Raw genomic sequence first — 24,662 nt, 5'->3', positions numbered from 1 at the left:
AAACCATGGAAACGCTTCAATTCCGATTCGAGCAGGGCGCACGCTCCCTCGCCGGCATGCCGCAGCTGGTCGGCGTGGTCGGCTCGGGCAACCTCGAAGTGCTGATCGAGCCGGCGCAATTGAGCGGCGCCTGCGAGATCGAAGTGCGCACCGCCGCCGTGGGCTTCGGCGCCACCTGGCAGGCAGTCATGGCCGATTTCCACGAGCGCTGGAGCCTGGCCGACGCGCGTATCTGCATCAACGACATGGGCGCGACGCCGGCCGTGGTCAGCCTGCGGCTCGACCAGGCTGTGGAATCGCTTACCGGGGGAACGCCATGAGCAGCTACCTGGAACTGACGGCGCGCCAGCGCATTCCCGCCATGTTTGATGCCGGCAGCTTCGAGGAATTCCTGCCGCCCGCTGCGCGCGTGATCAGCCCGCACCTGGCCCAGCTCGACGCACCGGTATCGTTCGATGACGGCGTGGTGGTCGGGCGAGGTTTATTGGGCGGACAGGTGGTGTTTGGCGCGGCCCAGGAGGGCGGATTCATGGGCGGCGCGGTCGGCGAAGTCCACGGCGCCAAGCTGGTCGGCATGCTGCGCCGCGCCGTTGCTGAAAACGCGCATGCGGTGCTGCTGCTGCTGGAGTCGGGCGGGGTGCGTTTGCACGAAGCCAATGCCGGCCTGATTGCGGTATCCGAAGTGATGCGCGCCATGCTCGATGCGCGCGAAGCCGGCATTCCGGTCATTGCCGTCATCGGCGGGTCGAACGGCTGCTTCGGCGGCATGGGCATTTCGGCGCGATGCGCCAACACCGTCATCATGTCGGAAGAGGGGCGGCTGGCCATGTCCGGTCCCGAGGTCATCGAAACGGCCAATGGCGTCGAAGAATTCGACTCCCGCGACCGCGCGCTGGTCTGGCGCACCACGGGCGGAAAGCACCGCTACCTGCTTGGCGACTGCCAGGTGCTGGTGCCTGACGATACCGCGGCCTTCCGCGCCGCGGCGCTGCAGGCCATCGCCGAGGTGCGCGCCGGTGGCGCGCAGCTGACGCTCGACGAGCTGCTGCTTGAGCAAGCCATGCTGGCCCGGCGCCTGTCCGATACCGATGGCCTGGTCGAGCCGATGGATGTGTGGAAGCGGCTCGGCGTGCCCGATCCGGCCAGCGTGCCGATGCTGGACGCCGACGCCTTCCTGGCATTGGCGGCCCAGCACCGGGCCGAATACCGGCTGCCACCGCAGGCAGCGCGCACGGGAGAACAATGATGGACTGGCAGACTTTGGCAAGGCAGTTGTTCCCGGGCGGGTTCGACATCAATGAGCGCGACAACTTCCTGCTTGGTAGCGCACAGGTCGACGGCCACCCGGTCGACGTGATCGGCACCACCGGCCACGTCCCCATCGGCATCGAGATCGCCCTGGCCCAGGCCCAGGCCATCCTCGAGACCGTGCAAACCAGTCCGGGACGCCCGATCCTGATCCTGGTCGACACCCAGGGCCAGCGCCTGCGCCACCGCGACGAAATGTTGGGCATCAACAGCTACATGGCCCATCTCGGCAAATGCGTCGACCTGGCGCGCCGCAAGGGGCATACGATCGTCGGCCTCGTATACGACCAGGCCCTGTCCGGCGGCTTCATCACCAGCGGCCTGATCGCCAGCGCCTGCTTCGCGCTGCCGGAGGCGACCATCCGCGTGATGGGCCTGCCGGCGATGGCGCGCATCACCAAGGTGCCGGAAGAACGCCTGACCGAACTTGCGAAAGACAATCCGGTGTTCGCGCCCGGCCCCGAGAACTACCTGCGCATGGGTGGCCTGCACGGCATCTGGGAGCAGGACCTCGCCGCTGAACTGGCGCGCGCGCTGCGCGAGTGTGGCGTCGAGGACGAACGCATGGCGCTGGGCCACGCGCGCGGCGGGCGCATGCTGGCGCAGCCGGTCGCCCATGCGGTCAGGACGGGCGGCGATGTTCGCCCGGCATGACCTGGTCTGGCTGACCAGCCGCGGCTGGGAACAGGCGCTCGCCGGCGCCCCGGCCGCATCGGTCGGCGCGCTCGACGCCTGGCGCGATGCCGGCTGGCCGGCCGTAGTGCGGCGTGCGGAGGACCAGCTCGCGCCGGGCGAAATCGCGATCGGCTTCGCCATGCCGCCGCGTCTTGATGGCGGCGGCAAGCTGCGTGTCGGCTGCCGGGTGGCGCTGGCCGACGTTGGCCGCCGCACCCGCGCCCTGGCCCTGGTCGGCGCCCTCGATGCCGTGCCGCCTGCATGGCGCGAAGGCCTGGCCGCGCTCGAGCGCGAGGCGGCCGATTCCAGCCTGGGCCTGGGCGTCTACGGTTCGGTGGCGCTGGAAGCGCTCACCGGCCAGCCCTATGTCACGCCCACATCGGATATCGACCTGCTGCTGCGTCCCCTGAACCGCGCGCAACTGGCGCGAGGGCTGACCCTGCTGGCCCGCTACGCGGCCAGCTTGCCGCTGGACGGCGAAATCGTCTTTCCCGACGGGCGCGCCGTGGCCTGGAAAGAGCTGCGCGCCGCATTCGCCAGTGCACCGGGCACGCGGGTGCTCGCGAAAGGGCTGGAGCGGGTGGCGCTGGTGTCACCGGACGAGCTGCTGGCGACGCTGGAGGAGCAGGCATGGCTGAATTGAGCAATGCATCGAGCCCGGTAATGTGCGCGCCCGCGTTCGGGACCCCGACCCCCGGCCCCTTGGTATCCGGGCTCTTGTCGATCCCGGCGCCGGGCCTGCCGCCGGTAACCACCATCGTCCATGAACGAAGCTTCTGCCGGCAGGTCGCGCGCCTGGCAGTGCGCAGCCTGTATGCTGAACTGGCGCTGTACCCGAAACCTGGCCTGGTCTCGCTGGTCGACAACGGCAGCCACGACGACATGACCGCTGCCACCTTCATGTGGAGCATGTTCGCCCTGCGCCACTACTACCGGTACATCACCCAAGCGGGCATGCGGGACGCGCCTTTCCACGTGCTGAAACGCCTGGGCATCGAGGCCGAGCAGCGCATGCTGCGCGCAACCCGGGGCATCAATACCCACCGCGGTGCGATCTTCTGCCTCGGGATGCTGTGCGCAGCCATCGGCCGCTGCCGGGCGAGCGGCATTGCGCTGGAACCGGCGGCGATTCAGTCCACGCTCCTGGCAAGCTGGGGGCAGGCGCTCGGCGCCCATAGCGGCGACACCGGCACCGGCCTGGGCACGCCATCGCATGGCGCCGATGCGCTGCAGCGCTACGCCGCCAGCGGCGCGCGCGAGGAGGGCGCACGCGGATTCCCATCGGTGTTCCAGGTCGGCATGCCGGCGCTGAGGCGCACCCTTGGTGCCGGGCGCGGCATGCGCTTTGCGCGTGTCGATGCACTGTTCGCCCTGATGGCCCACATCAGCGACACCAATGTCTACCACCGCGGCGGGCTTGAAGGCGCCTCGGTGGTACGGCGCCGGGCGCGCGCCTTCGTTGCGCGCGGCGGCACCGCCGCGCCGGACTGGGAAGCGCGCGCCCTGAGCTGCCATCGCGCCTTTGTCGCCGCACGCCTGTCGCCGGGCGGTGCGGCCGACCTGCTGGGCGCCGCCTGCCTGCTGCACGCCGTGTGCCCAGGGCCTGCTCCCGCATGAGCGGCCGGCTCGCCATCCTGTGCCCGGGCCAGGGCGCCCAGCATCCCGCCATGTTCGACATGGCGCGCACCGATCCGGCGGCAAGCCGCCTGCTCGACGGATGGTTCGACGATCCGGCGCTGGCGGCGCCGCTACGCGCCGCCCTCGACGGCCCGGAACGTTTCGCCAACAATGTCGCCCAGCCATCCATCGTGGCCGCCACCCTCGCCATGTGGGCAGCGCTGGGCAAGGACTTGCCCCAGCCGGCGCTGGTTGCCGGCTACAGCATCGGCGAGCTGGCGGCCTGGGGTGTGGCCGGCGCGCTCGATCCCGTTGACGCCGTCAAGCTGGCGCGCGGGCGCGCGCAGCTGATGGATGCCTGCATGGCCAGCGGACCGCCCCAGGGCATGGTCGCGCTGTCGGCCATGCCGGACGGCAGCGTCGACGCGCTGATGCAGCGCTTCGGATTTCATGCCGCCATCGTAACCGGCGAAGACACGCTGGTGGCGGGCGGCCCGGCCGGGGCGCGCGAGGCGCTCCTCGAGGCCGCCGTCGCGCTAGGGGGCAGGGCAACCGTACTGCCGGTCGAAGTCGCTTCCCACACGCCCTTGATGCAAGGCGCGGTGGCAGCCTTCGCGGCGCTGCTGCAAGCCCAGCGCTGGTCCGTGCCGGCCTTCCCGATTCTGTCCGGCATTTCGGCCGAGCCGCTACAGGACGCCGGCCGGGCAATCGATCACCTCGCGCGCCAGCTTGCGGAACCGATCCGCTGGAAGGAATGCATGGACGCCTGTGTCGAGGCCGGCGTGACGGTCGCGCTCGAACTCGGGCCGGGCGCTGCCCTGTCACGCATGTTGCAGGCGCGCCACCCGGGTATGGCTTGCCGTTCCGTTACCGAATTCCGCTCGCTGGGTGGGGTATCTTCCTGGCTGGGGAAGCAACTCGAATAACATTCACGAGGCTGATGTCTGGTATTGCGAACGGGAATTGGAAATCAGGCTGACTCGCCTATATAACGGTGACATCGCGTCGCAATCGCGATCGCATGCTCATCGTAGGCCTTGCCGATTTTGGCAATGCAAAAAAGGAGTCACTTATGAAAAATTTCCTGAACACCGCGGCCCGCGTGCTGCAGGCCGCCGCCAATTGCCGCGCGCTGAACGTCCTGCGCAAGCAGGCTGAACTGGCAAGGCCATTCCACGTCGAGTTCCGCTCGAACGCAGGCGGCTGGAACTAAGCTGCACTGAATTCCTGCAGAAGTGTACCTGCCGAGACATTGAGCGGCTGAAGGAAGGGCCAGGCTCGCGGCAAGCGAACCCGGCCCTTCTGTCGTTTTGCGGAGGCTATGCACGAAGAGCCTATCCCAGTGGCTTGGATCAAGCCCGGGCATGAATGCACCGCTCCCGGAAAGGCCGGCAGCGACGCATCCTGCCGTTTGCCTAAGACCGCACCGCCCGCCTGGACCGCACAGCGAGCAGTGCTCCCAAGCCCAGGAGGAGCATGGCGACCGTGTCGGGTTCTGGCACGGGCGAGACCTGTACGTTATCGATTACCAGGTCCGCACCGGCAGACAGGCGCAACTCGCTCAATCCGGTCCACGCCATCAGCGGCAGGCTTGCCAGTTCGCCCAGGGTAAACGTCCTGTTGAACTGTTCGTCGCCGCCGACGATACCCGTGAGACTGAGCATCGCGGACGTACCCGGATCAAACCGGCCGGCATCCAAACCGAAGAAGTTGAACAGGCTTCCGTCCGCGCTGGAAAGACTGACTGAACTCCCGCCGAAGAGCACCAGGCCGCCCGACGCGCCGGTTCCGCTGCCGTCGATTGGAAGGAAGCCGGCCGCGTTGCCGACAAGCGAGAAGCCGTCTTCGCTGTAGGTCGCCAGGTTAGTGGAGTTGTCGATCTCGATCAGTCCAGGTACATCGAAGTCGATGACGGCAGCCGTCGCGGCCGGGGCCATGGCGGCGGCCAGCACGGTGGCCAGCGTACACAATAGTTTGCGCATTTCTTTTCTCCAGTCGGTCGAGGATTACTGGGCGCCCGGCAGCGGCGTATTCAGGTACGGGAAGCCGCTCAGGAAGGGCTGTACCGCCTGGTCGACGGCATCATGCAGCTTGAACGCGGTGGCGCCGAGCGGGACCTTGCCAGGGTTGCAGTCCGTCCCGAAGCCAAAGGCATTATTGTTCCCATTCGCCATGCACAAACCGCCCATCGCGACGACCAGCGAGATGTCTACAACGTCGTCCTTGGGACGGCGGCCATTCGGATAGCCGGCGTTGTCCGAACCTTTGGCGAGCACATTGCCAACGATGCCGAGCCGGTTCTGTTGCGCGAATGGCACGGCGGGAATCGAGGTGTTCAGGCGCATCATTTCCGACGGCGTCACGCTCATCGGCCGGTTGACGTTGGGAATGCCTGTCAGAAAGGCCGTTACGAGGTCCTGTCGCGGCAAGTTGGTCGGCGCGGCGCTACCCGGAGCCAGGCCCAATGCGATCTCGACCACCCTTGGGAGTGTCGGATTCGTCACATAGGTCGCGAACTGGGCGTCGTTCTGCGGCAGCGAACTGTTGAAGCGATCCTTGTCGCGCAGGCCGATGACCACTTCGTTCACGAGCGGCATGCCAAGGCGGGATACCTGGACATAGGCTCCTCCGTAGCTGATCGTGGTCTGGTAGCCCGGCGGCGGATTTGCGTTGACGAGCTGGCTCTGGCGGACGCTTGCCGTCGTCCAGACGCCGATGACCGGATCGGAGGTCCGGGTCGACAACAGGCAACTCTTATGGATCTCGAGCGCCAGTGACGTGATGTTCTTGTCCGCCAACGGGTTGGGGGCTGCGTTGATCTTGGACGGGTCGGTGATGACCGATAATGGCACGTTCAGCAGGTCGAAGATCGTGCCGACGTTGACCGCGAAACCTTCCCTGCGTTGCCCGACGAACATGCGGCCCGGAGTGGAACAGCCCGGTATCGTGACCGGATAGATGTGCTGGGCCGCGTAGGCCGCGTAATTCGGGATCGTCTTGGTACCGATATTGTCGACCGGCTTGTCGAAGGTCGTGGCGCCGGTGCCGACGCGCGAGACGGCCGCGGCCTGGCCGCTGCGGCGGTCGCCACGGATCAGCGCAAGAGTAAAGCGCTCATTCACGTTCAGCGATGCCGAATTCGGGCCTGTGACCTCTCCTGCTGCGGGGAAAGCAATCGGCACATTCTGGTTTCCAATCGGCAATGCGATGGAGCGAAGGACGTTCTGGAATTTGAATTGGAAAGTCAGGTCTTCCCGCGCGTCGCCATTGTTATCGACATGAATCTCATAAATCGCGTTGGGATCCATTTTGAAAAATTCTGGCGCGCCGTAGGGATCCTGCAGCGGCTGGTAATTGGCGATCAGCGTGACATAGCCGGAGCGTCCGTTTTCATAACTGTTAAAAGCATACACATCGGTTCCGTCAATCTTGGGCTGGGTAGTGACGAATGGCGCTTCCCGATGGCTGGATGCTTGCGCGGGTAAGGCGGCAAGCGCAGCCAGAAACGGACAGCTCGCAGCAATGACGGCATTCCATACGTTCGATCGGTGTTTCAAGTGCGTGATCATTTAATTCTCCTCTGAATTATATTTAAAATCAGAAACCAATTAAGCCGATACAACTTGCAACTGAGAACAGTGATACGAATTGTCGGAATTGCCGGTTTTGGCAAAATCAACGTAAAGTGATTCTACGGTTGTTCACCTTGTGCACGATTAGCTGACATATAAAATTAAAAAGTTTTTGAACAATCCTGTAATATTTTTTGGTTTCCGCTAGGTTTATTGCATATAAAAATTATTGCTCGGTCCTACGAATGAGGTGGCGTGCGTCTTCATAGTGATACGCTCAATGCTGCCGTTTGGATTCAAGAATTCACAGCAATTTGAACCGCTTGAATCGGATTGCGCTCGCCCGGCTCATCCATGTAGTCGTCGCACCATTCCACGTCGAGTTGCGCTTGAACGCAGGCCGCTGGAACCAAGCCGCATTCGCGGCATGTCGCCGGCGCAGCATCGGTGTCGGATCAGAGAGGGACGGGTCGGCGTCACGCGAACCCGGCCCTTCGTTCGTTCGCGGCAAAACACCGTATACTCCAGCGATGAGCCACGTCATTCGCCCCTACCAAGCGTCCGATCGCGCCGGCGTGAATCGCGTCGCGCTTGCCGCCTTCTCCGAATACGAGAGCAATTATGACGACTGGCCCGCCTTCCGCGAAGGCATCAGCCGGATGGCGGACCTGGCCGCCCAGGCCGAGCTTCTAGTAGCCGAACTGGATGGACAGGTAGCGGGGGCGGTGGTGCATGTCGGCCCGGGCCGGCCCAGGAGTGCGATCTTCCCGGACGACTGGTCGCTGGTCCGCATGCTCGTGGTCGATCCCGCGCAGCGCGGCCGGGGTATCGGCGGCGCCCTGGTGGCGGCCTGCCTGCGCTGCGCCATCCGTGACGCGGCGCCCGCCGTCGGCCTGCATACCAGTCCCATCATGGCATCGGCCCTCCACCTCTACGGCGCGCTCGGATTCACCCTCGACCGCGAGCTCGATCCCATACGCGGCGTTCCCTACAGCCGTTACATGCTGCCGGCCAACCGGCTGAAGGCAGCGCTCGATCGGCTGGCGGCCTGACGCTCACCTCACCAGCGCGCTGCGCGCCTGTGACGCCAGGCCGGATGACCCAGAACCAGCAGGCGCCGGCGAATGCCAGCACCGCAAACGCCAGGTAGGTGATGGCGCCCCGCGGCGACTCCGCCACGCTGACGGATTCATCGACGTCCTTGGTGATGCTGACCAGTTTGAGGTCGCTGAACACGGAGGGCGGCAGCACGTAATCGCGCTCGACATGGGTTGACTCTACTCGCCCGAACAAGTCCGTATTACGCGAGTAGCGGCTCCACCCATGACCGGAGCCTGGCCGGGATAGCGCGCCAGCAGCGCTTGCGCAGACGCGTGCCTGAGCGTTTCGAAAAAAACCACGACTCCGAACTGGCCAGCGCGGCTCATGGCGCCTCTGCCCGCACGGCCCGGAACGGATTGCGCTCATTGAGTTCATCCATGTAATCGTCGATCCCTCCGCTTTCCCTCTCCAGGAAGCGTTCGATTGCATCCGCGAACGAAGGATGCGCCAGCCAGTGCGCCGACCAGGTGCGGGTCGGCAGGAAGCCGCGCGCCATCTTGTGCTCGCCCTGGGCGCCCCCTTCGAACGCCGCGATGCCTTGCTCGATGCAGAACTCGAGCGGCTGGTAATAGGCCGCTTCGAAATGCAGGCAAGGCACGTGTTCCAGTTCGCCCCAATAGCGCCCGAACAGGGTAGTTTCGTTGTGGATCACCAGTGAAGCCGCGATATCGCGTCCATCGCGCGTGGCGATGACGAGCAAAATATTGTCCGGCATGGCCGCGCCGATGCGGCGGAAGAAATCCAGGTTCAGATAAGGCGTCGAATGGTGCGCCTGGTAGGTATGGCGGTAGCAGCGGTTGAACAGCACCCAGTCGGCGTCCGTGGCATCGCGCCCGCGCACCCGGCGCGTCGTGACGCCGGCTTCGCGTACCTTGCGCCGTTCGGCGCGGATATTCTTGCGCTTCTTGTGCTCCAGCGTGGCCAGGAATTCTTCGAAGTTGGCGTAGCCGGCGTTCAGCCAATGGAACTGCACGCCGCTGCGCAGCAGGAAGCCGGCATCCTGCAGCTGGCGCGCATGCGCCTCGGGCGGGAACAGGATGTGGGTGGACGATACTTCCGTCGCGTGCTGGGTCGCCACCAGCACCTCGATCAGCGCGGCGCGGGCGTCGTCGTCGACCGCCAGCAGGCGCGGCCCGGCCACCGGCGTGAACGGGATCGCACAGAGCAGCTTCGGGTAGTAATCCAGCCCGTGCCGGTGATAGGCATCGGCCCAGGCCCAGTCGAACACGTATTCGCCATAGGAGTGGTCCTTGACGTACAGGGGCAGGGCGGCGGCCAGTTCCTCGCCATCGAACAGCGCGATGTACTGCGGCTGCCAGCCGGTGTCAGGCGCCGCGCTGCCGGAGGCATGCAGCGCATGCAGGAAGGCATACGACAGGAAGGGGTTGGCATTGTCCTGTGCGGCCACCAGCGCATCCCATCGGGCTTGCCCCAGCTCGGGCAGAGAAGAAACGATATGCGTGCGATAATTCAAAATGACTTCCGTAGCAAAACGAATGGATACATTGCGACCCGGCAGGCAGATAGCATCAAGCAGTCCAGCGCCGGCCGGCACGCGAAAGACCCCACCATGACCAAGCGATTCTTCAACCTCTATACGCACCACTTTGCCCGCGTCGCCGTGGCCATCCCGCGCTGCCGCATCGCCGACCCGGCCTTCAACGTCGAGCAGACCCTCGCGCTGGCTCGGCAGGCTGCCGACAAGGGCGCCGTGCTGGTGGCCTTTCCCGAACTCGGATTGTCCGCCTACAGCTGCGACGATTTGTTCCACCAGCGCGCGTTGTTGGATGCCTGCCTCGACGGCCTGGCGAAGGTCATCGAGGCCTCGAAGGCGCTGCCGCTGGCACTGGTCGTCGGCCTGCCCTTGAAGATCAACCACCAGCTCTTCAATTGCGCCGTCGTCGTGGCCGGCGGCCGCGTGCTGGGTGTGGTGCCCAAGAGTTTCCTGCCTAATTATGGCGAGTTTTACGAATCCCGGCAGTTCAGTGCGGCCGATTGCGCCGCCGTCGACCAGATCGACCTGTTCGGCGCGACCGTGCCTTTCGGTCCGGCGCTGCTGTTCGAGGTCGAGAACCTGCCGCTGTTTCGCTTCCATGTCGAGATTTGCGAAGACGTCTGGGTGCCGATCCCGCCGTCCTCGTTTGCCGCCATGGCCGGCGCCACGGTGCTGGTCAATTTGTCGGCATCGAACGTCGTCGTGGGCAAGAGCGGCTACCGCCACCAGCTGGTGAGCCAGCAGTCGGCGCGCTGCCTGGCGGCTTATTTGTACACCTCGGCCGGGCGCGGCGAATCGACCACCGACATGGCCTGGGATGGCCAGTCGCTCATCTACGAGAAGGGCGATTTGCTGGCCGAGTCCGAGCGTTTCTCCGACGACTCGCACGTGATCTTCGCCGACGTCGACCTGGACCGCCTGTCGAACGAGCGCATGCATGCCACGACCTTTGCGCAGTCGGTACGCCGCCACGCCGAAGAGGTATCCAAGTTCCGGCTCGTGCAGTTCACGCTCGAGCTGCCGCTCGAGCAGGACATGCCGCTCTCGCGTACCGTCGAGCGCTTTCCCTACGTGCCCGTGGACCAGGCGCGCCGCGACGAGCGCTGTACCGAGGTGTACAACATCCAGGTCCAGGCCCTGGTCCAGCGCCTGTCGAGTAGCGGCATCAAGAAGGTAGTCATCGGCGTATCGGGCGGCCTGGATTCGACCCATGCGCTGCTGGTCTGCGCCCGCGCCATGGACCGCCTCGGGCTGCCGCGCACGAACATCCTGGCCTATACCATGCCGGGTTTCGCCACCAGCGAGCGCACCCTCGAGCAGGCCAAGGACCTGATGGCGACCGTCGGCTGCAGCGCCCAGCTGATCGACATCCGCCCGAGCTGCATCCAGATGCTCAAGGACCTCGGCCACCCCTATAGCGAGGGCAAGGCGGACTACGACATCACGTTCGAGAACGTGCAGGCGGGCGAGCGCACCAACCATTTGTTCCGGCTGGCGAACTTCCACGATGCGATCGTGATCGGCACCGGCGATTTGTCCGAGCTGGCGTTGGGCTGGTGCACCTATGGGGTGGGCGACCATATGTCGCACTATAACGTCAACGCCAGCGTGCCCAAGACCCTGATCTCCTACCTGGTGCGCTGGGTGGCCGAGACCGGTGCGGTGGTGGAGAACGGCGCCGAGGTCCTGCTCAAGATTTTGGACACCGAGATCAGCCCGGAGCTGGTGCCGGGCGGCGCCGTTGATGCCAAGCCGGCGCAGTCTACCCAGGACGTCATCGGCCCCTACGAGCTGCAGGACTTCAACCTGTATTACATCCTGCGCTTCGGCTTCAAGCCGAGCAAGGTCGCCTTCCTTTCCTGGTCGGCCTGGCATGACAGGGAGCAGGGCAGGTGGCCGAGCGCGGCATCGTCGCGCAACCAGTACGCGCTCGCCGAGATCAAGAAGAACCTGGGCATCTTCCTGTGGCGCTTCTTCAAGACCAGCCAGTTCAAGCGCTCCTGCGTGCCGAACGGTCCGAAGGTCGGCAATGGCGGCTCGCTGTCGCCGCGCGGCGACTGGCGCGCCCCGTCCGATTCGGAAGCCACTGTCTGGATGGATGACCTGAATAACATCCCGAATTAAATCGTCGACTATAAGGACAATAAAATGAAACAGATTACCTGTGTGATCAAGCCGTTCAAGCTGGACGAGGTGCGCGAGGCGCTGGCCGAGGTCAACGTCACCGGCCTCACGGTGACCGAAGTAAAGGGTTTCGGCCGCCAGAAGGGTCATACCGAGCTCTACCGCGGCGCCGAATACGTAGTCGACTTCCTGCCGAAGGTGAAGATCGAAGTGGTGGTGGACGACGCCATGGCCGAAGGCGTGGTCGATGCCATCATCAAGGCCGCCCGCACCGGCAAGATCGGCGACGGCAAGATCTTCGTGCAGAACGTCGAGCAGGTGATCCGTATCCGCACCGGCGAAACCGGCCCCGACGCCGTGTAAGGCCGGCCGTGCCTGGCGCTGCTTACCACGATCGGGGTGCTTGCGGGTGGACTCCCTGTCCTGGCTAGCGCCCCATCCGCAAATCGAATTTCCAGGTAATCAGCCGCAGCCCGCTGATGAACAGGGCGCTCGACCACAGCGCAAAATCGTGGCCGACGCCGTATTTGCCCATCAGGAGGAACAGCCAGTTGCCCAGAAAAGCGCAGATCGCATAGGGTTTGCCGTCGCGGAAAACCATCGGCACCTCGTTGCAGACGATGTCGCGCAAGACCCCGCCGAAGATCCCGGTGATCACGCCCATCATCGAGGCGATGAAGATCGGCATGTTGGCGTCCAGCGCCGCCGACACCCCGGCAATCGAGAACAGCCCCAGTCCGACCGCGTCGGCGATCACGATCAGGCGTTCGGACACCATCTGGCGCAGGGTGCGGATCAGGGGCGAGGCCACCAGCGCCAGCACGAAGATCAGGATCGCGTATTCCTGGTGCGTGACCCAGAACAGCGGGCGCTTATCCAACAGGATGTCGCGCAGGGTGCCGCCGCCGAAGGCGGTGATGAAGGCCACTGTGAATACTCCCACCAGGTCCATGCGCTTGCGCCTGGCTTCGATGAAGCCGGAAAAAGCGCCCACCAGGATCGCCATGATTTCAATAAACTTGATTAGGGTCATGCGCAAAGAGGTAGCGGGAACTTTTATTAGACTACCATGCGGCTCTACATTAACGTAAGGGCATTCGTCCGCGTTAATTGCTATACGTTGTCGTCGCTGGAGCAAACATGGCCATCATTCGCCGCTTCATCCATTCTGCCGCCCCCGCTATGCTCCTTGCCAGCTTCCTTGCCGGGACGGCGTCTGCCGCGGCATCGCTGCAGGCCAGGTACGAGCACCTCGACTGGGAACTGGCCTGCGACAACACCCGTACCTGCTACGCCGCCGGCTACCACGTGGAAGAGGGCGAGCCGGCCGCGGCCTCGGTGCTGCTGGTGCGCAAGGCCGGGCCGGGTGTGCAGGTGACGGCGCGCTTCCAGGTCGGCACCTTTGGCGAAGACGAAACCGCGGCACGGCTGTCGAAATCGAATCTGCTCACCATGCGCATCAACGGGCGCGTGGTCGGCACGGTCGCGGTCGACCGCGACACCATGATCGCGGACTTCAGCCGCAAGCAGACCGATGCCCTGGTGGCGGCGCTGGCGGGCAAGGCCACGCTCGACTGGGAGGGCGGGGGCATGCACTGGACCGTCTCCGGCAAGGGCGCGGCCGCGGTGCTGCTGAAGATGGACGAATTCCAGGGCCGGCTCGGCACCCCGGGCGCGCTGGTGCGCAAGGGGACCAGGCCGGAAGCGCTGGTGCCGCCGCCCTTGGGCGCGCCCATTGTCGACGCGGCCCCGGTGCCGCCGGCCACGCCGCGCAAGCTGCCGCGCGAGCAGGTGCGCCTGCTGCTGGGCGAGTTGCAGTCCGCCCCGGGCGGCGCCGAATGCGAAGACCTGGCCGATGTAGCCAAGGGCGGCAACCTGCTGACGGCGGTGCGCCTGTCACACGACAAGCTGCTGGTGTCGGCGCGCTGCTGGATGGGCGCGTACAACGTCGGCTCTGGTTACTGGGTGGCGAACGCCGCGCCGCCGTATACGCCGGTGCTGGTGACCACGCAGGGGACCGGCTACCTGGACGGCGTGATCAGCGCCTCGCACAAAGGGCGGGGCCTGGGCGACTGCCGCTCGTCGGACGAATGGGTGTGGGACGGGAAGCGCTTCGTGCACACGGCGTCGAGTACCAGCGGCCAGTGCCGGCAGGTGGCGCCGGGTGGGGCCTGGCATTTGCCGGTGCTGGTGGCGACGGTGCGGAAAGCCGGGGGGTAGGCAGCCGGTGATCTGCCGATACTGGTCCAGGGTGCCGCCGGGGGGTGAAGAAGAGCAGGGCGCCGTGGGGCTGGATGGAGCCGGGGCATATGGATTGGCGCGTCGGCACACGAGAGCAGGTCGAGCAGGCGGCCGTGCTCCATTGGAATCGCGGTAGTTCCCTTCACGTGCACTCTTCACGTCAGCCCAGCGAGCGCCAAACGTGCAAAATCTACATTGACTATGTTTTTTGGGCCGCAAGAAGCGATGCGTGGCGGGTGCACTCAGGTGTCGAGTGCCGGGCGCAGCAGGACGATCAGGGCGCCATGCCCGCCGTCGCGCTTGCCGGCCACGCAGAAGGCGATGACCTCGCCCATCTGCACCAGCCAGCTGTGCACGATCCCGCGCAACACCGGTTCGCCCTTGGGCGAGCCATAGCCGATGCCGTGCACGATCCGCACGCAGCGCACGCCGCGCCGGGTGGCACGGTGCAGGAAATCGATGACGGCGTCGCGCGCCTGGTCGCGGTTCATGCCGTGCAGGTCGAGCTCATCCTGTACCGGCCAGTGGCGCTTGCGCAGTTTGCGCACCACGTCCGGGCCCACGCCTTCCTGGGCATAGCTCAGCGATGGGTCTTCGTCGAGCAGGCCGTCGACGTCGAATTCGTCGGACAGCGAGGCGCGCAGCACGTCGGCGGTTTCTTCGTCCTCGGTCAGCGGCTTGCGGTCCTGGAAGGCGCGCTCCGAGGCCACGTAGACCGGGCGGTAGACGTAGCGGTCGGATTCCGGGATTTTCTTCACGCCTTCCATCGCGCCGCGGAATTCCACGGCGCGTTCGCGCGCGATGCGTTCGCGTTTCTCGCGCGCGGCCTGCTCGATAGCGCGCACGCGCTCGTCTTCCTTGAGCTTGTCGCGCAAGCCTTTCAATTCAGAAAAGTCTTTCATGCCCACCATCGTGCTCCTTCCCTAGTGCTTAACCCTCCAGCGCCTCCAGATAGCGCTGGGCGTCGAGCGCGGCCATGCAGCCGGTGCCCGAGCTGGTGATTGCCTGGCGGTAGACGTGGTCCTGCACGTCGCCGGCGGCGAAGACGCCCGGCGCGCTGGTGGCGGTGGCCATGCCTTCCAGACCCGAACGGGTCTTGATATAGCCGTTGTGCATCTCGAGCTGGCCTTCGAAGATGCCGGTATTCGGCTTGTGGCCAATCGCCACGAACAGGCCGTGCACGGTCAGGTCGCGGGTAGCGCCGGTCTCGGTCGATTTGATCCGCAGGCCGGTCACGCCGCTCTGGTCGCCCAAAACTTCCTCGAGCGTGTGGTTATATTCCAACACGATCTTGCCTTCTTCGACCTTGTTCAGCAGGCGGTCGACCAGGATCGGCTCGGCGCGGAACTTGTCGCGGCGGTGGATCAAGGTGACCTTGTTGGCGATGCCCGACAGGTAGAGCGCTTCCTCGACCGCAGTGTTGCCGCCGCCGATGACCGCGACTTCCTGGTTGCGGTAGAAGAAGCCGTCGCAGGTGGCGCAGGCCGACACGCCCTTGCCCATGAAGGCCTGTTCCGACGGCAGGCCGAGGTACTGGGCCGAGGCGCCGGTGGCGATGATCAGGGCGTCGCAGGTGAATTCGTGCGAATCGCCCACCAGGCGGATCGGCTTTTCGTTCAAGTACGTCGTGTGGATGTGGTCGAACACGATCTCGGTGTTGAAGCGCTCCGCGTGCTGCAGCAGGCGCTGCATCAGCTCCGGACCCTGCACGCCCAGCGGGTCGCCCGGCCAGTTCTCGACGTCGGTCGTGGTCATGAGCTGGCCGCCTTGCTCGACGCCGGTCACCAGCATTGGCTTCAGGTTGGCGCGCGCGGCATAGACGGCCGCGCTGTAGCCGGCAGGACCGGAACCGAGAATCAGGACTTTGGCGTGTTTGGTAGTAGTCATCGAGGAGGGCTTTTTAAGATATGAACAGACGGAAACTGGGGGCGGCTGCCGCAGGAATCAAGGCTTTGCACAGCCCGGGATTATAAGCGATGATGCAGCGGAGCATGAATCGTGGTCGAGCCGGGCGTATATGGCTTAGAATGCTCGGATCGCCGATAGCGGACACTTCAGCAGAACACTTCAGCACTACCTCGCATGAGCAAGAATAGCCAAGCCAGCCCTTCAGGATACACCCGCACCCCGGCCACCGCCCGCCAGCCCCTGCCGGGCCGGCTCTCGCGCCTTCTGTCAGAAGCGCGCTGGATCGCCATGGCCGTCGCCTTCCTGTATTTCCTGTTGATCCTGGTCAGTTATAACAAGGGCGACCCGGGCTGGTCGCACGCCAACGCGGTGCCGAAGATCGCCAACCTGGGCGGCCGCGCTGGCGCCTGGCTGTCCGACCTGCTGCTGTTCATCTTCGGTTTCTCGGCCTGGTGGTGGTGCGTGATCTTCCTGCGCGGCGTCTGGCAGGGCTGGCGCCGCCTGACCGACCGCCTGGCCCCGCCGGACGAGGAGCCGCACGCCGGCGAGATGTACGTGCGCTGGACCGGTTTTGCCATCATGTTCGCCGGCAGCCTGGGCCTGGAATACCTGCGCATGTGGTCCTGGAACGTCGAGCTGCCGCGTGCCGCCGGCGGCGTGCTGGGCCAGCTGATCGGCCACGCCAGCCACGTCGCCTTTGGCTTTACCGGCGCCACGCTGCTGCTCCTGCTGCTGTTCGGCCTGGGCTTCTCGCTGTTCTTCCAGGTGTCCTGGCTGGCCGTGGCCGAGCGCATCGGCGCCTGGGTCGAGTCCACCGGCGACTGGTTCCGCCTGCGCATCGAAGACCACGAAGACCGCAAGCAGGGCGAAGCCGCCGCCGTCAAGCGCGACGAAGTGGTGGTGCACGAGCGCCAGAAATACACCGAGAAGCATCCGGCTCCGCCCCCGATCGTGAAGGCCGAGCCGCAGCTCGAAATGCGCGACGACTTCGATGACGAGCCACGGATTGCGCCGCATGCCGCGCAGCGCGCCGAGCCGGTGATCCTGCCGCCGTCGATGCCGTCGGCCGCTGCGCTGGGAGCGCCGTCCATGCCTGCGCATGGACCCTCGACCATCAAGATCGAGCCGCAGATGGTGAACGTACCGAAATCCGAGCGCGCCGAGAAGGAACGCCAGACCCCGCTGTTCCACGAACTGGCCTCGGATTCGGCGCTGCCGCCGCTGGCGCTGCTGGACGAAGCCCCGCCCGCGCAGGAAACCGTGTCGGTCGAAACGCTCGAATTCACCAGCCGCCTGATCGAGAAGAAGCTGTCGGACTTCGGCGTCGAAGCCAAGGTGGTCGCCGCCTATCCGGGCCCGGTCGTGACGCGCTACGAGATCGAGCCGGCCACCGGCGTGAAGGGCAGCCAGATCGTCAACCTGGCGCGCGACCTGGCGCGTTCGCTGTCGCTCACCTCGATCCGCGTGGTCGAGACCATCCCGGGCAAGAACTACATGGCCCTCGAGTTGCCGAACCCGAAGCGCCAGATCGTGCGCCTGTCGGAAATCGTCGGCTCCAAGGTCTATGGCGACAGCGCCTCGAGCCTGACCGTCGCCCTGGGCAAGGACATCGCCGGCAAACCAGTTTGCGCCGACCTGGCCAAGATGCCGCACCTCCTGGTGGCCGGTACCACCGGCTCGGGTAAATCGGTGGGTATCAACGCCACCATCCTGTCGCTGCTGTACAAGTCCGATCCGGCCGACGTGCGCCTGATCCTGATCGACCCGAAGATGCTGGAGATGTCGGTCTACGAAGGCATCCCGCACCTGCTGGCGCCCGTGGTGACCGACATGCGCCAGGCCGGCCATGCGCTGAACTGGGCGGTCAACGAGATGGAACGCCGCTACAAGCTGATGTCCAAGCTCGGCGTGCGCAACCTGGCCGGCTACAACACCAAGATTGCGGACGCGGCCAAGCGCGAAGAGCACATCCCGAATCCGTTCTCGATCATGCCGGACAACCCGGAGCCGCTCGAGAAGCTGCCGACCATCGTCATCATCATCGACGAATTGGCCGACCTGATGATGGTCGTCGGTAAAAAAGTGGAAGAGCTGATCGCCCGTATTGCCCAGAAGGCGCGCGCGGCCGGCATCCACCTGATCCTGGCGACCCAGCGTCCGTCGGTGGACGTGATCACTGGCCTGATCAAGGCCAACATCCCGACCCGCATCGCCTTCCAGGTGTCCTCGAAGATCGACTCGCGCACCATTCTCGACCAGATGGGCGCCGAAGCGCTGCTGGGCATGGGCGACATGCTCTACATGCCGCCGGGGACCGGCCTGCCGATCCGCGTGCACGGCGCCTTTGTGTCGGACGATGAAGTGCATCGAGTTGTAAAACATCTTCAGTCGCTGGGCGCGCCAAATTATATTGAAGGCATTCTCGAAGGCGGTACGCTGGAAGAGGGCAATGCCGAGGGCGTGCCTGCGGGCGAGGGCGGCGGCGAGTCCGACGCGCTTTACGACCAGGCCGTGGCCGTGGTGCTCAAGAACCGCAAGGCCTCGATCTCGCTGGTCCAGCGCCACCTGCGCATCGGCTACAACCGCGCCGCCCGCCTCATCGAGCAGATGGAGCAGGCCGGGATGGTGTCGCCAATGCAGAGCAACGGCAACCGCGACATCCTCGTGCCGGCGACCGCTTCCGAATAATTTCGCTCGCCGCTTTCGTAGGGTGGGCGGGTCCTCCCGCCCGCGCGTTCAACGTACGGTGGCGGACCACAACAAGAGGAATTCACATGAAATTCACGACGCATCGCATCGCCGCACTCATCGCCACCTTGACCTTGTCCGGCATGGCCCAGGCCAGCGCCCTCGACCAATTCAAATCCTTCGTCTCCAGCACCAAATCCGCCAAGGGCGAATTCACCCAGCAGCAACTCACCAAATCCAAATCCGGCAAGGCCGCCCCGGTCTCCAGCGGCACCTTCGTCTTCGCTCGCCCCGGCAAATTCATCTGGACCTACCAGAAGCCCTACGACCAGCTGCTGCAGGCCGACGGCGACCAGCTCTACATCTACGACAAGGACCTGAACCAGGTCACGGTGCGCAAACTGGGCAACGCGCTGGGCTCGTCCCCGGCCGCGATCCTGTTCGGCAGTAACGACCTGGAAAAGAACTTCACGCTGTCGGAAGCGGGTGAGCGCGATGGCGCAGAATGGCTCAACGCCGTGCCGAAAACGAAGGACACTACCTTCGAACAGATCGGCATTGGCCTCAAGGGCGGCGTGCCGGTGGCGATGGAGCTGAAGGACCAGTTCGGGCAGGTGTCGGTGCTGAAGTTCTCGAATTTCCAGCGCAATCCGGCGCTGGGGGCGCAGCAGTTCAGGTTCGAGACGCCTAAGGGGGCGGACGTCGTCAAGCAGTAAAGCTGACGGCTGCGGTACGAAATTGGGTCCCCCCTGCGCGGGGACGACGGTTTTTCAGTAGGTGGTCGAAGTAGTCGAAGCAGTCGTAACGATTGTCAGCCATCAAACCGTCACTCCCGCGAAGGCGGGAATCCAAGTTGCGCTGCAAACCGCGAACGCCTTCCTGCACCCCGTACCGCCTTGCAAACGCCTATCGTTTACACTAGGCGCATGCACACCCATCTGCTCCTCCTTGCCCCCTTGACCATCTCCGGAGCGCGTCATGGATGACCTGTTCAAGAACGAGCCTTCGCCCCCGCTGGCCGAAGCCCTGCGCCCGCGCACCATCGACGAAGTCATCGGCCAGAGCCATTTGCTCGGCCCCGGCAAGCCTTTGAACCTGGTGTTCAAGTCGGGCAAGCCGCACTCGATGATCCTGTGGGGCCCGCCGGGCGTGGGCAAGACAACGCTGGCGCGCCTGACCGCCTATGCCTTCGAATGCGAATTCATCGCGCTGTCGGCGGTGCTCTCGGGCGTGAAGGATATCCGCGCCTCGGTCGAACAGGCCGAGCATTACCTCCAGCAGGGCAAGCACACCATCCTGTTCATCGACGAGATCCACCGCTTCAACAAGTCGCAGCAGGACGCCTTGCTGCCCTTTGTCGAGTCTGGCCTGGTCACGCTGATCGGCGCCACCACCGAGAATCCTTCGTTCGAGGTCAATTCGGCACTGCTGTCGCGCTCCCAGGTATACGTGCTCAAGGCGCTATCCGACGACGAGATGCGCCTCTTGCTCAAGCGCGCCCGGGAGCGCGTGCTGCAGCACCTGACCTTCGACGACGTCGCGATCGACACGCTGGTCGGCTATGCCGACGGCGATGCGCGCCGCTTCCTGAATTTGCTGGAACAGACCAAGACCTCGGCCGAGACGAGTGGCATTACCACGATCACCGCCGAATTCGTCCAGAACGCGCTGACGCTCAACGCGCGCCGTTTCGACAAGGGCGGCGACAATTTCTACGACCAGATCTCGGCCCTGCACAAGTCGGTGCGCGGCTCGCATCCGGATGCGGCGCTGTACTGGCTGTGCCGTATGCTGGACGGGGGAGCGGACGCCAAATACCTGTCGCGCCGCATCGTGCGCATGGCCTGGGAAGACATCGGCCTGGCCGACCCGCGCGCGCTGCAGGTGGCGAACGACGCGGCCACCACCTACGAGCGCCTGGGCTCCCCCGAAGGCGAGCTGGCGCTGGGGCAGGCGGTGGTCTACCTGGCGATCGCGGCCAAGAGCAATGCCGGCTACAACGCCTTCAATGCGGCGATGGCTTATGTGAAGAAGGACAAGTCGCGCGAGGTGCCGGTTCACCTGCGCAATGCGCCGACCAAGCTGATGAAAGAACTCGGCTACGGTCACGAATACCGCTATGCGCACGACGAGCCGCATGCCTATGCGGCGGGGGAGACCTATTTGCCGGACGGGATGCGCGAACCGGGCTGGTACCAGCCGGTGCCGCGCGGGGTGGAAGCGAAGATCGCGGAGAAGCTGGCCTTCCTGCGCAGCCTCGACGACGAGGCCGGCAGCTAACTGCCCTTGGCGGCCTTGATCATCAGGCTTGATAATTCATCGAAATAGGCCAGCGCCGCCGGAGTCAGGTCGACCTGCTTGCGGCGGCTGTCTTCGGTATCGCCGAGCACCAGCCAGCCTTTCTTGCGCATCGAGGTGATGCGCGCGTGGATCGTCGCAGGCGCTCCCAAGCCATCCTGGCCCATCAGGTCGCGCACGCTCAGGCGCTCCTCGAGCTGGCGCGCGCGGCCGACCACGGCCAGGATGCGTTCCTCGAGCGGGTCGAGCGGCGGCAGCGCGGGCAGGGCGCGCAGCGCGTCCATCAGATTCAGGAAGCGCAGGTAGATGTCGGCTGGACGGGGCGAATTGCTCATGACAGCGTTATATTGATAGGAATAACTTATTGCTCGATTAATAAGAGTAACTGATATAATGCTTTGATATATTAGCTTAGCTTATTTTACCCTGCGCCAAATGCCCGGCATACCCTTGAAACTTGCCATGATCGCCGGCACGGCGCTCCTCTTCCTTGGCACGATCGGCCTCAACGAATTGCTGTTCGCGCAATTCGAATTCGCCCATGGTATCAGCTGGATCTATTTGCCGGCCGGCGTGCGCCTGCTGTGCATCCTCTTGTTCGCCGAAGCCGGGGCGATCGGCATCCTGATTGCCTCCTGGCTGATCTGCATCCTGTACTTCTTCCCCAACGATCCGATCCGCTCGTTTGCCGGCGGCATCCTGGCCGCGCTGGCGCCGTATCTCACCTACCGCCTGCTGGTGGCCGGGCGGGTCGGGCCTTCGCTGGCCGGCCTTGGTCCATGGCGCCTGCTCGGCTGCGCGCTGGCGTTTTCGATCGCCAGCCCGCTGATGCACCACATCTGGTTCGCCCTGCAGGGCCAGGAAGAAGGCCTGGTGCGCGGCTTCTTCGTCATGGCCAGCGGCGATCTGATCGGCACGATCATCGTGCTGTACACCGCAAAACTGCTTCTTCCCGTGCGCCAGAAATAAACTGGGGGCCAGCGCCCGAGCCGGCAAGCTCGACGACGCCATCCGATACGCCGGCCTGGCCGTCGATGGCGCCACGGTCACCGGCATGGACCTGATGTCCGAGCCGCCCGGACCGGTGCGCACCGACACCCGCTTCGTGATGCTCGCCGCCCGCCACGCCGGCACGTCCGCCGGGATGCCATTGAAAAGCTCACCGATACCAGGGAGCGCGACGCGCGCTGGGCAAGGTCGTCACCGATTCGGGCGGCTTCATGGCAGGCGTGATCAAGCTGGCGCAGGGCGCGAAGATCGACGTGCCGACCCCGGAGGCCGACTCGAAGGCGGCCGACCTCGCCTTCTAAGCGCCTGGCATGAAGCGGCTGCGCGCGCCCGGCATGGGCCGCGCGTCGCCGCTGCCTGAGCCGTATGCGAGACAACGTCGGCGAACTTGCCGGCTTCGTGCGGCCGGTCCGCGCTTTGCGCATCCTGGGCCATGTTTTCCGCGCTTCGTCGCAAGCCGGTGGCGCCTGACTGGGGCGATCGATAAAGTTCAAGCATACCGAACCACTTATCGCATCGATCAACCCCCAGGGAGCACACCATGAACATCCGTAAAAACTTCGAAGCCATCTTCCTCGCCGCCGCCGCACTGGGCCTGGCTGCCAGCTACGCCACCGCCGCCGCACGTCCGGTCGAGGTCGTGAAAGCGCCGACAGCGATCCTGGTGGACACCACCATGCACGTCGTCGTGGTCAAGGCGCCACGCCTGTCCGTGGCCGAAAAAGCCGGCCTGAACTGAAGCAGGGAAGGGCTGGCGGGCAGCCCGGCAGCAGGGTGATCGACACCCAGGCCGAATATTGGCAACTCGTCGCAAACAATGGCTGTCGGCTTGGTACAATTGTGTTTTCGACATACGCAAGCCCAACCCGACATGATTGACATCCAACTTCTCCGCAAAGACATCGACAATGTCGCCGCGCGCCTGGCGACCCGCAAGTTCCAGCTCGACGTGGCTGCCTTCAACGCCCTCGAAGCCGAACGCAAAGCGATCCAGACGCGCACCGAAGAACTGCAGGGCAAGCGCAATTCGCTGTCCAAGCAGATCGGCATGATGAAGGGCAAGGGCGAAGACACCACGCCCGTGATGGCGGAGGTGGCCGGCCTGGGCGACGAGCTCAAGGCCAACGAAGCGGCCCTCGCCGAGGTGCAGGCCAAGATGGCGCGCTTCATCGAAGCGGTGCCCAACCTGCCGCACGAGAGCGCCCCGCAGGGCCTTGATGAAACCGGCAATGTCGAAGTACGCAAGATCGGCACCCCGCGCAGCTTCGACTTCGAGGTGAAAGACCACGTCGACATCGGCGAGCAGCTCGGCCTGGACTTCGAGACCGCGACCAAGCTCACCGGCTCGCGCTTCTCGATGATGAAGGGCGGCATGGCGCGCCTGCACCGCGCGCTGGCGCAGTACATGCTCGACACCCACACCGGCCAGCACGGCTACACCGAATGCTACACCCCCTATATGGTCAATGCCGATTCGCTGCGCGGCACCGGCCAGCTGCCGAAATTCGAAGCCGACCTGTTCTCGGTGAAGAAGGGCGGCGTCGAGGGCGAAGGCGAGACCTTCTACCTGATCCCGACTTCGGAAGTCTCGCTGACCAACGTGGTGCGCGACGAGATCGTGGCGCTGGACGAGCTGCCACTGAAGATGACGGCGCACACCCCGTGCTTCCGCTCGGAAGCCGGCAGCTACGGCCGCGACACCCGCGGCATGATCCGCCAGCACCAGTTCGACAAGGTCGAGCTGGTGCAGGTGGTGCATCCGGAACAGTCGTATGCGGCGCTGGAAGAGATGGTCGGCCAGGCCGAGTTCATCCTGACCTCGCTCGGCCTGCCGTACCGCGTGATGTTGCTGTGCACCGGCGACATGGGCTTCTCGGCCGCCAAGACCTACGACCTCGAAGTGTGGCTGCCGGCCCAGAATACCTACCGCGAGATCTCGTCCCTGTCGAACTGCGAAGCCTTCCAGTCGCGCCGCATGCAGGCGCGCTTCCGCAACGCGGCCGGCAAGCCGGAACTGGTGCATACGCTGAACGGTTCAGGCCTGGCAGTGGGACGCACGCTGGTGGCGGTGCTGGAGAATTACCAGCAGGCGGATGGCAGCGTGGCGATTCCGGAAGTGCTGCGGCCGTATATGGGTGGGCTGGAGCGCTTGGTGCCTGCGGCCGTCTAAAATTTGCTCTTCCGTTTTTGCAGGAGGCTCGCTATAATGCGGGTCTCTTGCAGCGACCGCAACACCGATTTTGGAGAGGTGGCAGAGTGGTCGAATGTACCTGACTCGAAATCAGGCGTACGTTAAATCGTACCGTGGGTTCGAATCCCACCCTCTCCGCCAGTAGTAATAAAGAAGCTCCCGCATGGGAGCTTTTTTATTATGTAACGCGGAAGGAGGGAGCCATCTGCATGGCTCCCGCGTGGGATTCGAAGCCTCGCGCATACTTGCGCGAGGGCGGCCCGCAGCATGTGGGCGAATCCCACCCTCTCCGCCAGTAGTAATAAAGAAGCTCCCGCATTGAACTGAACCCCAAAAGTTGGACACCAACTTTTGGGGTTTTTTCATGTCGAAGTACAGTGAGCAATTTAAGCTCGCCATCGTCCAGCAGTACCTTTCCGGCACTGCGGGTTACAAA

General features: G+C 64.7%; 24 protein-coding genes and 1 tRNA gene. 18 read left to right on the top strand and 7 right to left on the bottom strand.

The genetic code is table 11. From position 1 onward, the window contains the following. Positions 1–5: 5 nt before the first annotated feature. The 7 genes from mdcC (at position 6) to AC56K1_RS13030 (ending at position 4,813) form a co-directional block, all read left to right on the top strand. On the top strand, positions 6–320 hold the full coding sequence (gene mdcC / locus AC56K1_RS13060) for a malonate decarboxylase acyl carrier protein (RefSeq protein WP_497158269.1): 315 nt from the start codon (positions 6–8) through the stop codon (positions 318–320). Continuing rightward, positions 317–1,246: a biotin-independent malonate decarboxylase subunit beta gene (locus AC56K1_RS13055; protein WP_497158268.1), complete on the top strand. Its 930-nt coding sequence runs from the start codon at positions 317–319 to the stop codon at positions 1,244–1,246. The genes mdcC and AC56K1_RS13055 overlap by 4 nt, the downstream gene beginning before the upstream one ends. Further along, the gene (locus AC56K1_RS13050; RefSeq protein ID WP_497158426.1) at positions 1,246–1,962 is read left to right on the top strand and encodes a biotin-independent malonate decarboxylase subunit gamma; all 717 of its coding nucleotides are present in this window, start codon (positions 1,246–1,248) and stop codon (positions 1,960–1,962) included. Before AC56K1_RS13055 ends, AC56K1_RS13050 begins: the two co-directional genes overlap by 1 nt. Further along, entirely contained in the window at positions 1,946–2,626 is a 681-nt protein-coding gene (gene mdcG, locus AC56K1_RS13045; protein WP_497158267.1) for a malonate decarboxylase holo-[acyl-carrier-protein] synthase, read from the top strand. Before AC56K1_RS13050 ends, mdcG begins: the two co-directional genes overlap by 17 nt. Further along, positions 2,614–3,600, top strand: coding sequence for a triphosphoribosyl-dephospho-CoA synthase MdcB (gene mdcB, locus AC56K1_RS13040; RefSeq protein WP_497158266.1), 987 nt, complete (start codon positions 2,614–2,616; stop codon positions 3,598–3,600). The genes mdcG and mdcB overlap by 13 nt, the downstream gene beginning before the upstream one ends. Then, positions 3,597–4,526 (top strand): ACP S-malonyltransferase, encoded by a 930-nt coding sequence (locus AC56K1_RS13035; protein WP_497158265.1) that lies wholly within the window; start codon positions 3,597–3,599, stop codon positions 4,524–4,526. The genes mdcB and AC56K1_RS13035 overlap by 4 nt, the downstream gene beginning before the upstream one ends. A gap of 146 nt (positions 4,527–4,672) precedes the next feature. Beyond that, positions 4,673–4,813 carry a hypothetical protein gene (locus AC56K1_RS13030; RefSeq protein ID WP_497158264.1) on the top strand — a complete coding sequence of 47 codons (141 nt, stop codon included), beginning with the start codon at positions 4,673–4,675 and terminating at the stop codon, positions 4,811–4,813. A 202-nt stretch (positions 4,814–5,015) separates the two neighbouring features. On the opposite strand, the gene AC56K1_RS13025 is transcribed toward AC56K1_RS13030, so the two are convergent. Together AC56K1_RS13025 and AC56K1_RS13020 are read right to left on the bottom strand one after the other, a co-directional pair. Continuing rightward, positions 5,016–5,582, bottom strand: coding sequence for a PEP-CTERM sorting domain-containing protein (locus AC56K1_RS13025; protein ID WP_497158263.1), 567 nt, complete (start codon positions 5,580–5,582; stop codon positions 5,016–5,018). 24 nt (positions 5,583–5,606) lie between these two features. Continuing rightward, complete coding sequence (locus AC56K1_RS13020; RefSeq protein ID WP_497158262.1) at positions 5,607–7,169, bottom strand: DUF4331 domain-containing protein; 1,563 nt, start codon at positions 7,167–7,169, stop codon at positions 5,607–5,609. A 533-nt stretch (positions 7,170–7,702) separates the two neighbouring features. Here AC56K1_RS13020 and AC56K1_RS13015 point away from each other — a divergent pair. Then, the gene (locus tag AC56K1_RS13015) at positions 7,703–8,224 is read left to right on the top strand and encodes a GNAT family N-acetyltransferase (protein WP_497158261.1); all 522 of its coding nucleotides are present in this window, start codon (positions 7,703–7,705) and stop codon (positions 8,222–8,224) included. Between the two features lie 371 nt (positions 8,225–8,595). Here AC56K1_RS13015 and AC56K1_RS13010 read toward each other — a convergent pair whose 3' ends face one another. Further along, entirely contained in the window at positions 8,596–9,747 is a 1,152-nt protein-coding gene (locus AC56K1_RS13010; RefSeq protein WP_497158260.1) for a GNAT family N-acetyltransferase, read from the bottom strand. A gap of 96 nt (positions 9,748–9,843) precedes the next feature. Here AC56K1_RS13010 and AC56K1_RS13005 point away from each other — a divergent pair, with 96 nt between their 5' ends. Continuing rightward, positions 9,844–11,892: an NAD(+) synthase gene (locus AC56K1_RS13005; RefSeq protein ID WP_497158259.1), complete on the top strand. Its 2,049-nt coding sequence runs from the start codon at positions 9,844–9,846 to the stop codon at positions 11,890–11,892. Positions 11,893–11,916: 24 nt separating this feature from the next. Further along, on the top strand, positions 11,917–12,255 hold the full coding sequence (locus AC56K1_RS13000) for a P-II family nitrogen regulator (protein WP_277488497.1): 339 nt from the start codon (positions 11,917–11,919) through the stop codon (positions 12,253–12,255). Between the two features lie 64 nt (positions 12,256–12,319). Here AC56K1_RS13000 and AC56K1_RS12995 read toward each other — a convergent pair whose 3' ends face one another. Then, the gene (locus AC56K1_RS12995; RefSeq protein ID WP_171084133.1) at positions 12,320–12,925 is read right to left on the bottom strand and encodes a trimeric intracellular cation channel family protein; all 606 of its coding nucleotides are present in this window, start codon (positions 12,923–12,925) and stop codon (positions 12,320–12,322) included. A gap of 107 nt (positions 12,926–13,032) precedes the next feature. Between AC56K1_RS12995 and AC56K1_RS12990 the strand changes: the two genes are divergently transcribed. Continuing rightward, positions 13,033–14,112 carry a DUF1176 domain-containing protein gene (locus AC56K1_RS12990; RefSeq protein WP_497158258.1) on the top strand — a complete coding sequence of 360 codons (1,080 nt, stop codon included), beginning with the start codon at positions 13,033–13,035 and terminating at the stop codon, positions 14,110–14,112. Positions 14,113–14,375: 263 nt separating this feature from the next. On the opposite strand, the gene AC56K1_RS12985 is transcribed toward AC56K1_RS12990, so the two are convergent. Both AC56K1_RS12985 and trxB read right to left on the bottom strand, forming a co-directional pair. Continuing rightward, positions 14,376–15,044 (bottom strand): Smr/MutS family protein, encoded by a 669-nt coding sequence (locus AC56K1_RS12985; protein ID WP_497158257.1) that lies wholly within the window; start codon positions 15,042–15,044, stop codon positions 14,376–14,378. Between the two features lie 19 nt (positions 15,045–15,063). After that, positions 15,064–16,020 (bottom strand): thioredoxin-disulfide reductase, encoded by a 957-nt coding sequence (gene trxB, locus AC56K1_RS12980; RefSeq protein ID WP_497158256.1) that lies wholly within the window; start codon positions 16,018–16,020, stop codon positions 15,064–15,066. A 195-nt stretch (positions 16,021–16,215) separates the two neighbouring features. On the opposite strand from trxB, the gene AC56K1_RS12975 reads away from it, so the two are divergent. The 3 genes from AC56K1_RS12975 to AC56K1_RS12965 all read left to right on the top strand — a co-directional run bounded on the left by AC56K1_RS12975 (position 16,216) and on the right by AC56K1_RS12965 (position 21,009). After that, the gene (locus tag AC56K1_RS12975) at positions 16,216–18,729 is read left to right on the top strand and encodes a DNA translocase FtsK (RefSeq protein WP_497158255.1); all 2,514 of its coding nucleotides are present in this window, start codon (positions 16,216–16,218) and stop codon (positions 18,727–18,729) included. 86 nt (positions 18,730–18,815) lie between these two features. After that, positions 18,816–19,445: an outer membrane lipoprotein chaperone LolA gene (lolA, locus tag AC56K1_RS12970; protein ID WP_497158254.1), complete on the top strand. Its 630-nt coding sequence runs from the start codon at positions 18,816–18,818 to the stop codon at positions 19,443–19,445. 262 nt (positions 19,446–19,707) lie between these two features. Next, a complete protein-coding gene (locus tag AC56K1_RS12965) occupies positions 19,708–21,009 on the top strand; it encodes a replication-associated recombination protein A (RefSeq protein ID WP_497158253.1) in 1,302 nt (433 codons plus the stop codon). On the opposite strand, the gene AC56K1_RS12960 is transcribed toward AC56K1_RS12965, so the two are convergent. Continuing rightward, positions 21,006–21,362: a winged helix-turn-helix domain-containing protein gene (locus AC56K1_RS12960; protein ID WP_497158252.1), complete on the bottom strand. Its 357-nt coding sequence runs from the start codon at positions 21,360–21,362 to the stop codon at positions 21,006–21,008. The genes AC56K1_RS12965 and AC56K1_RS12960 overlap by 4 nt on opposite strands. Positions 21,363–21,477: 115 nt before the next feature. On the opposite strand from AC56K1_RS12960, the gene AC56K1_RS12955 reads away from it, so the two are divergent. From AC56K1_RS12955 to AC56K1_RS12940, 4 genes are all read left to right on the top strand, one after another. Next, on the top strand, positions 21,478–21,996 hold the full coding sequence (locus tag AC56K1_RS12955; RefSeq protein WP_497158251.1) for a hypothetical protein: 519 nt from the start codon (positions 21,478–21,480) through the stop codon (positions 21,994–21,996). A 580-nt stretch (positions 21,997–22,576) separates the two neighbouring features. Further along, positions 22,577–22,774: a hypothetical protein gene (locus AC56K1_RS12950; protein ID WP_497158250.1), complete on the top strand. Its 198-nt coding sequence runs from the start codon at positions 22,577–22,579 to the stop codon at positions 22,772–22,774. A gap of 132 nt (positions 22,775–22,906) precedes the next feature. Continuing rightward, positions 22,907–24,205, top strand: a complete 1,299-nt coding sequence (serS, locus tag AC56K1_RS12945) for a serine--tRNA ligase (protein ID WP_497158249.1) — start codon at positions 22,907–22,909, stop codon at positions 24,203–24,205. Positions 24,206–24,277: 72 nt separating this feature from the next. After that, positions 24,278–24,367 (top strand) — tRNA-Ser (locus AC56K1_RS12940). Positions 24,368–24,662: the final 295 nt, after the last annotated feature.

It is taken from the genome of Telluria sp. ZB4P37, from assembly GCF_059685855.1.
Note: the sequence above shows the minus strand (reverse complement) of the source record. Positions and strands in the feature narration are given on the sequence as shown.

What these genes read in the sequence shown, in the direction of transcription:
- lolA (WP_497158254.1), top strand. Translation starts at nt 18,816, where the DNA reads ATGAAATTCACGACGCATCGCATCGCCGCACTCATCGCCACCTTGACC.
- trxB (WP_497158256.1), bottom strand. Translation starts at nt 16,020, where the DNA reads ATGACTACTACCAAACACGCCAAAGTCCTGATTCTCGGTTCCGGTCCT.
- AC56K1_RS12975 (WP_497158255.1), top strand. Translation starts at nt 16,216, where the DNA reads ATGAGCAAGAATAGCCAAGCCAGCCCTTCAGGATACACCCGCACCCCG.
- AC56K1_RS12985 (WP_497158257.1), bottom strand. Translation starts at nt 15,044, where the DNA reads ATGGTGGGCATGAAAGACTTTTCTGAATTGAAAGGCTTGCGCGACAAG.
- mdcB (WP_497158266.1), top strand. Translation starts at nt 2,614, where the DNA reads ATGGCTGAATTGAGCAATGCATCGAGCCCGGTAATGTGCGCGCCCGCG.
- AC56K1_RS12950 (WP_497158250.1), top strand. Translation starts at nt 22,577, where the DNA reads ATGAACATCCGTAAAAACTTCGAAGCCATCTTCCTCGCCGCCGCCGCA.
- AC56K1_RS12965 (WP_497158253.1), top strand. Translation starts at nt 19,708, where the DNA reads ATGGATGACCTGTTCAAGAACGAGCCTTCGCCCCCGCTGGCCGAAGCC.
- mdcG (WP_497158267.1), top strand. Translation starts at nt 1,946, where the DNA reads ATGTTCGCCCGGCATGACCTGGTCTGGCTGACCAGCCGCGGCTGGGAA.
- AC56K1_RS13050 (WP_497158426.1), top strand. Translation starts at nt 1,246, where the DNA reads ATGGACTGGCAGACTTTGGCAAGGCAGTTGTTCCCGGGCGGGTTCGAC.
- AC56K1_RS13030 (WP_497158264.1), top strand. Translation starts at nt 4,673, where the DNA reads ATGAAAAATTTCCTGAACACCGCGGCCCGCGTGCTGCAGGCCGCCGCC.
- AC56K1_RS13055 (WP_497158268.1), top strand. Translation starts at nt 317, where the DNA reads ATGAGCAGCTACCTGGAACTGACGGCGCGCCAGCGCATTCCCGCCATG.
- AC56K1_RS12990 (WP_497158258.1), top strand. Translation starts at nt 13,033, where the DNA reads ATGGCCATCATTCGCCGCTTCATCCATTCTGCCGCCCCCGCTATGCTC.
- AC56K1_RS13020 (WP_497158262.1), bottom strand. Translation starts at nt 7,169, where the DNA reads ATGATCACGCACTTGAAACACCGATCGAACGTATGGAATGCCGTCATT.
- AC56K1_RS13035 (WP_497158265.1), top strand. Translation starts at nt 3,597, where the DNA reads ATGAGCGGCCGGCTCGCCATCCTGTGCCCGGGCCAGGGCGCCCAGCAT.
- AC56K1_RS13025 (WP_497158263.1), bottom strand. Translation starts at nt 5,582, where the DNA reads ATGCGCAAACTATTGTGTACGCTGGCCACCGTGCTGGCCGCCGCCATG.
- AC56K1_RS13000 (WP_277488497.1), top strand. Translation starts at nt 11,917, where the DNA reads ATGAAACAGATTACCTGTGTGATCAAGCCGTTCAAGCTGGACGAGGTG.
- AC56K1_RS13005 (WP_497158259.1), top strand. Translation starts at nt 9,844, where the DNA reads ATGACCAAGCGATTCTTCAACCTCTATACGCACCACTTTGCCCGCGTC.
- mdcC (WP_497158269.1), top strand. Translation starts at nt 6, where the DNA reads ATGGAAACGCTTCAATTCCGATTCGAGCAGGGCGCACGCTCCCTCGCC.
- serS (WP_497158249.1), top strand. Translation starts at nt 22,907, where the DNA reads ATGATTGACATCCAACTTCTCCGCAAAGACATCGACAATGTCGCCGCG.
- AC56K1_RS13015 (WP_497158261.1), top strand. Translation starts at nt 7,703, where the DNA reads ATGAGCCACGTCATTCGCCCCTACCAAGCGTCCGATCGCGCCGGCGTG.
- AC56K1_RS12995 (WP_171084133.1), bottom strand. Translation starts at nt 12,925, where the DNA reads ATGACCCTAATCAAGTTTATTGAAATCATGGCGATCCTGGTGGGCGCT.
- AC56K1_RS12960 (WP_497158252.1), bottom strand. Translation starts at nt 21,362, where the DNA reads ATGAGCAATTCGCCCCGTCCAGCCGACATCTACCTGCGCTTCCTGAAT.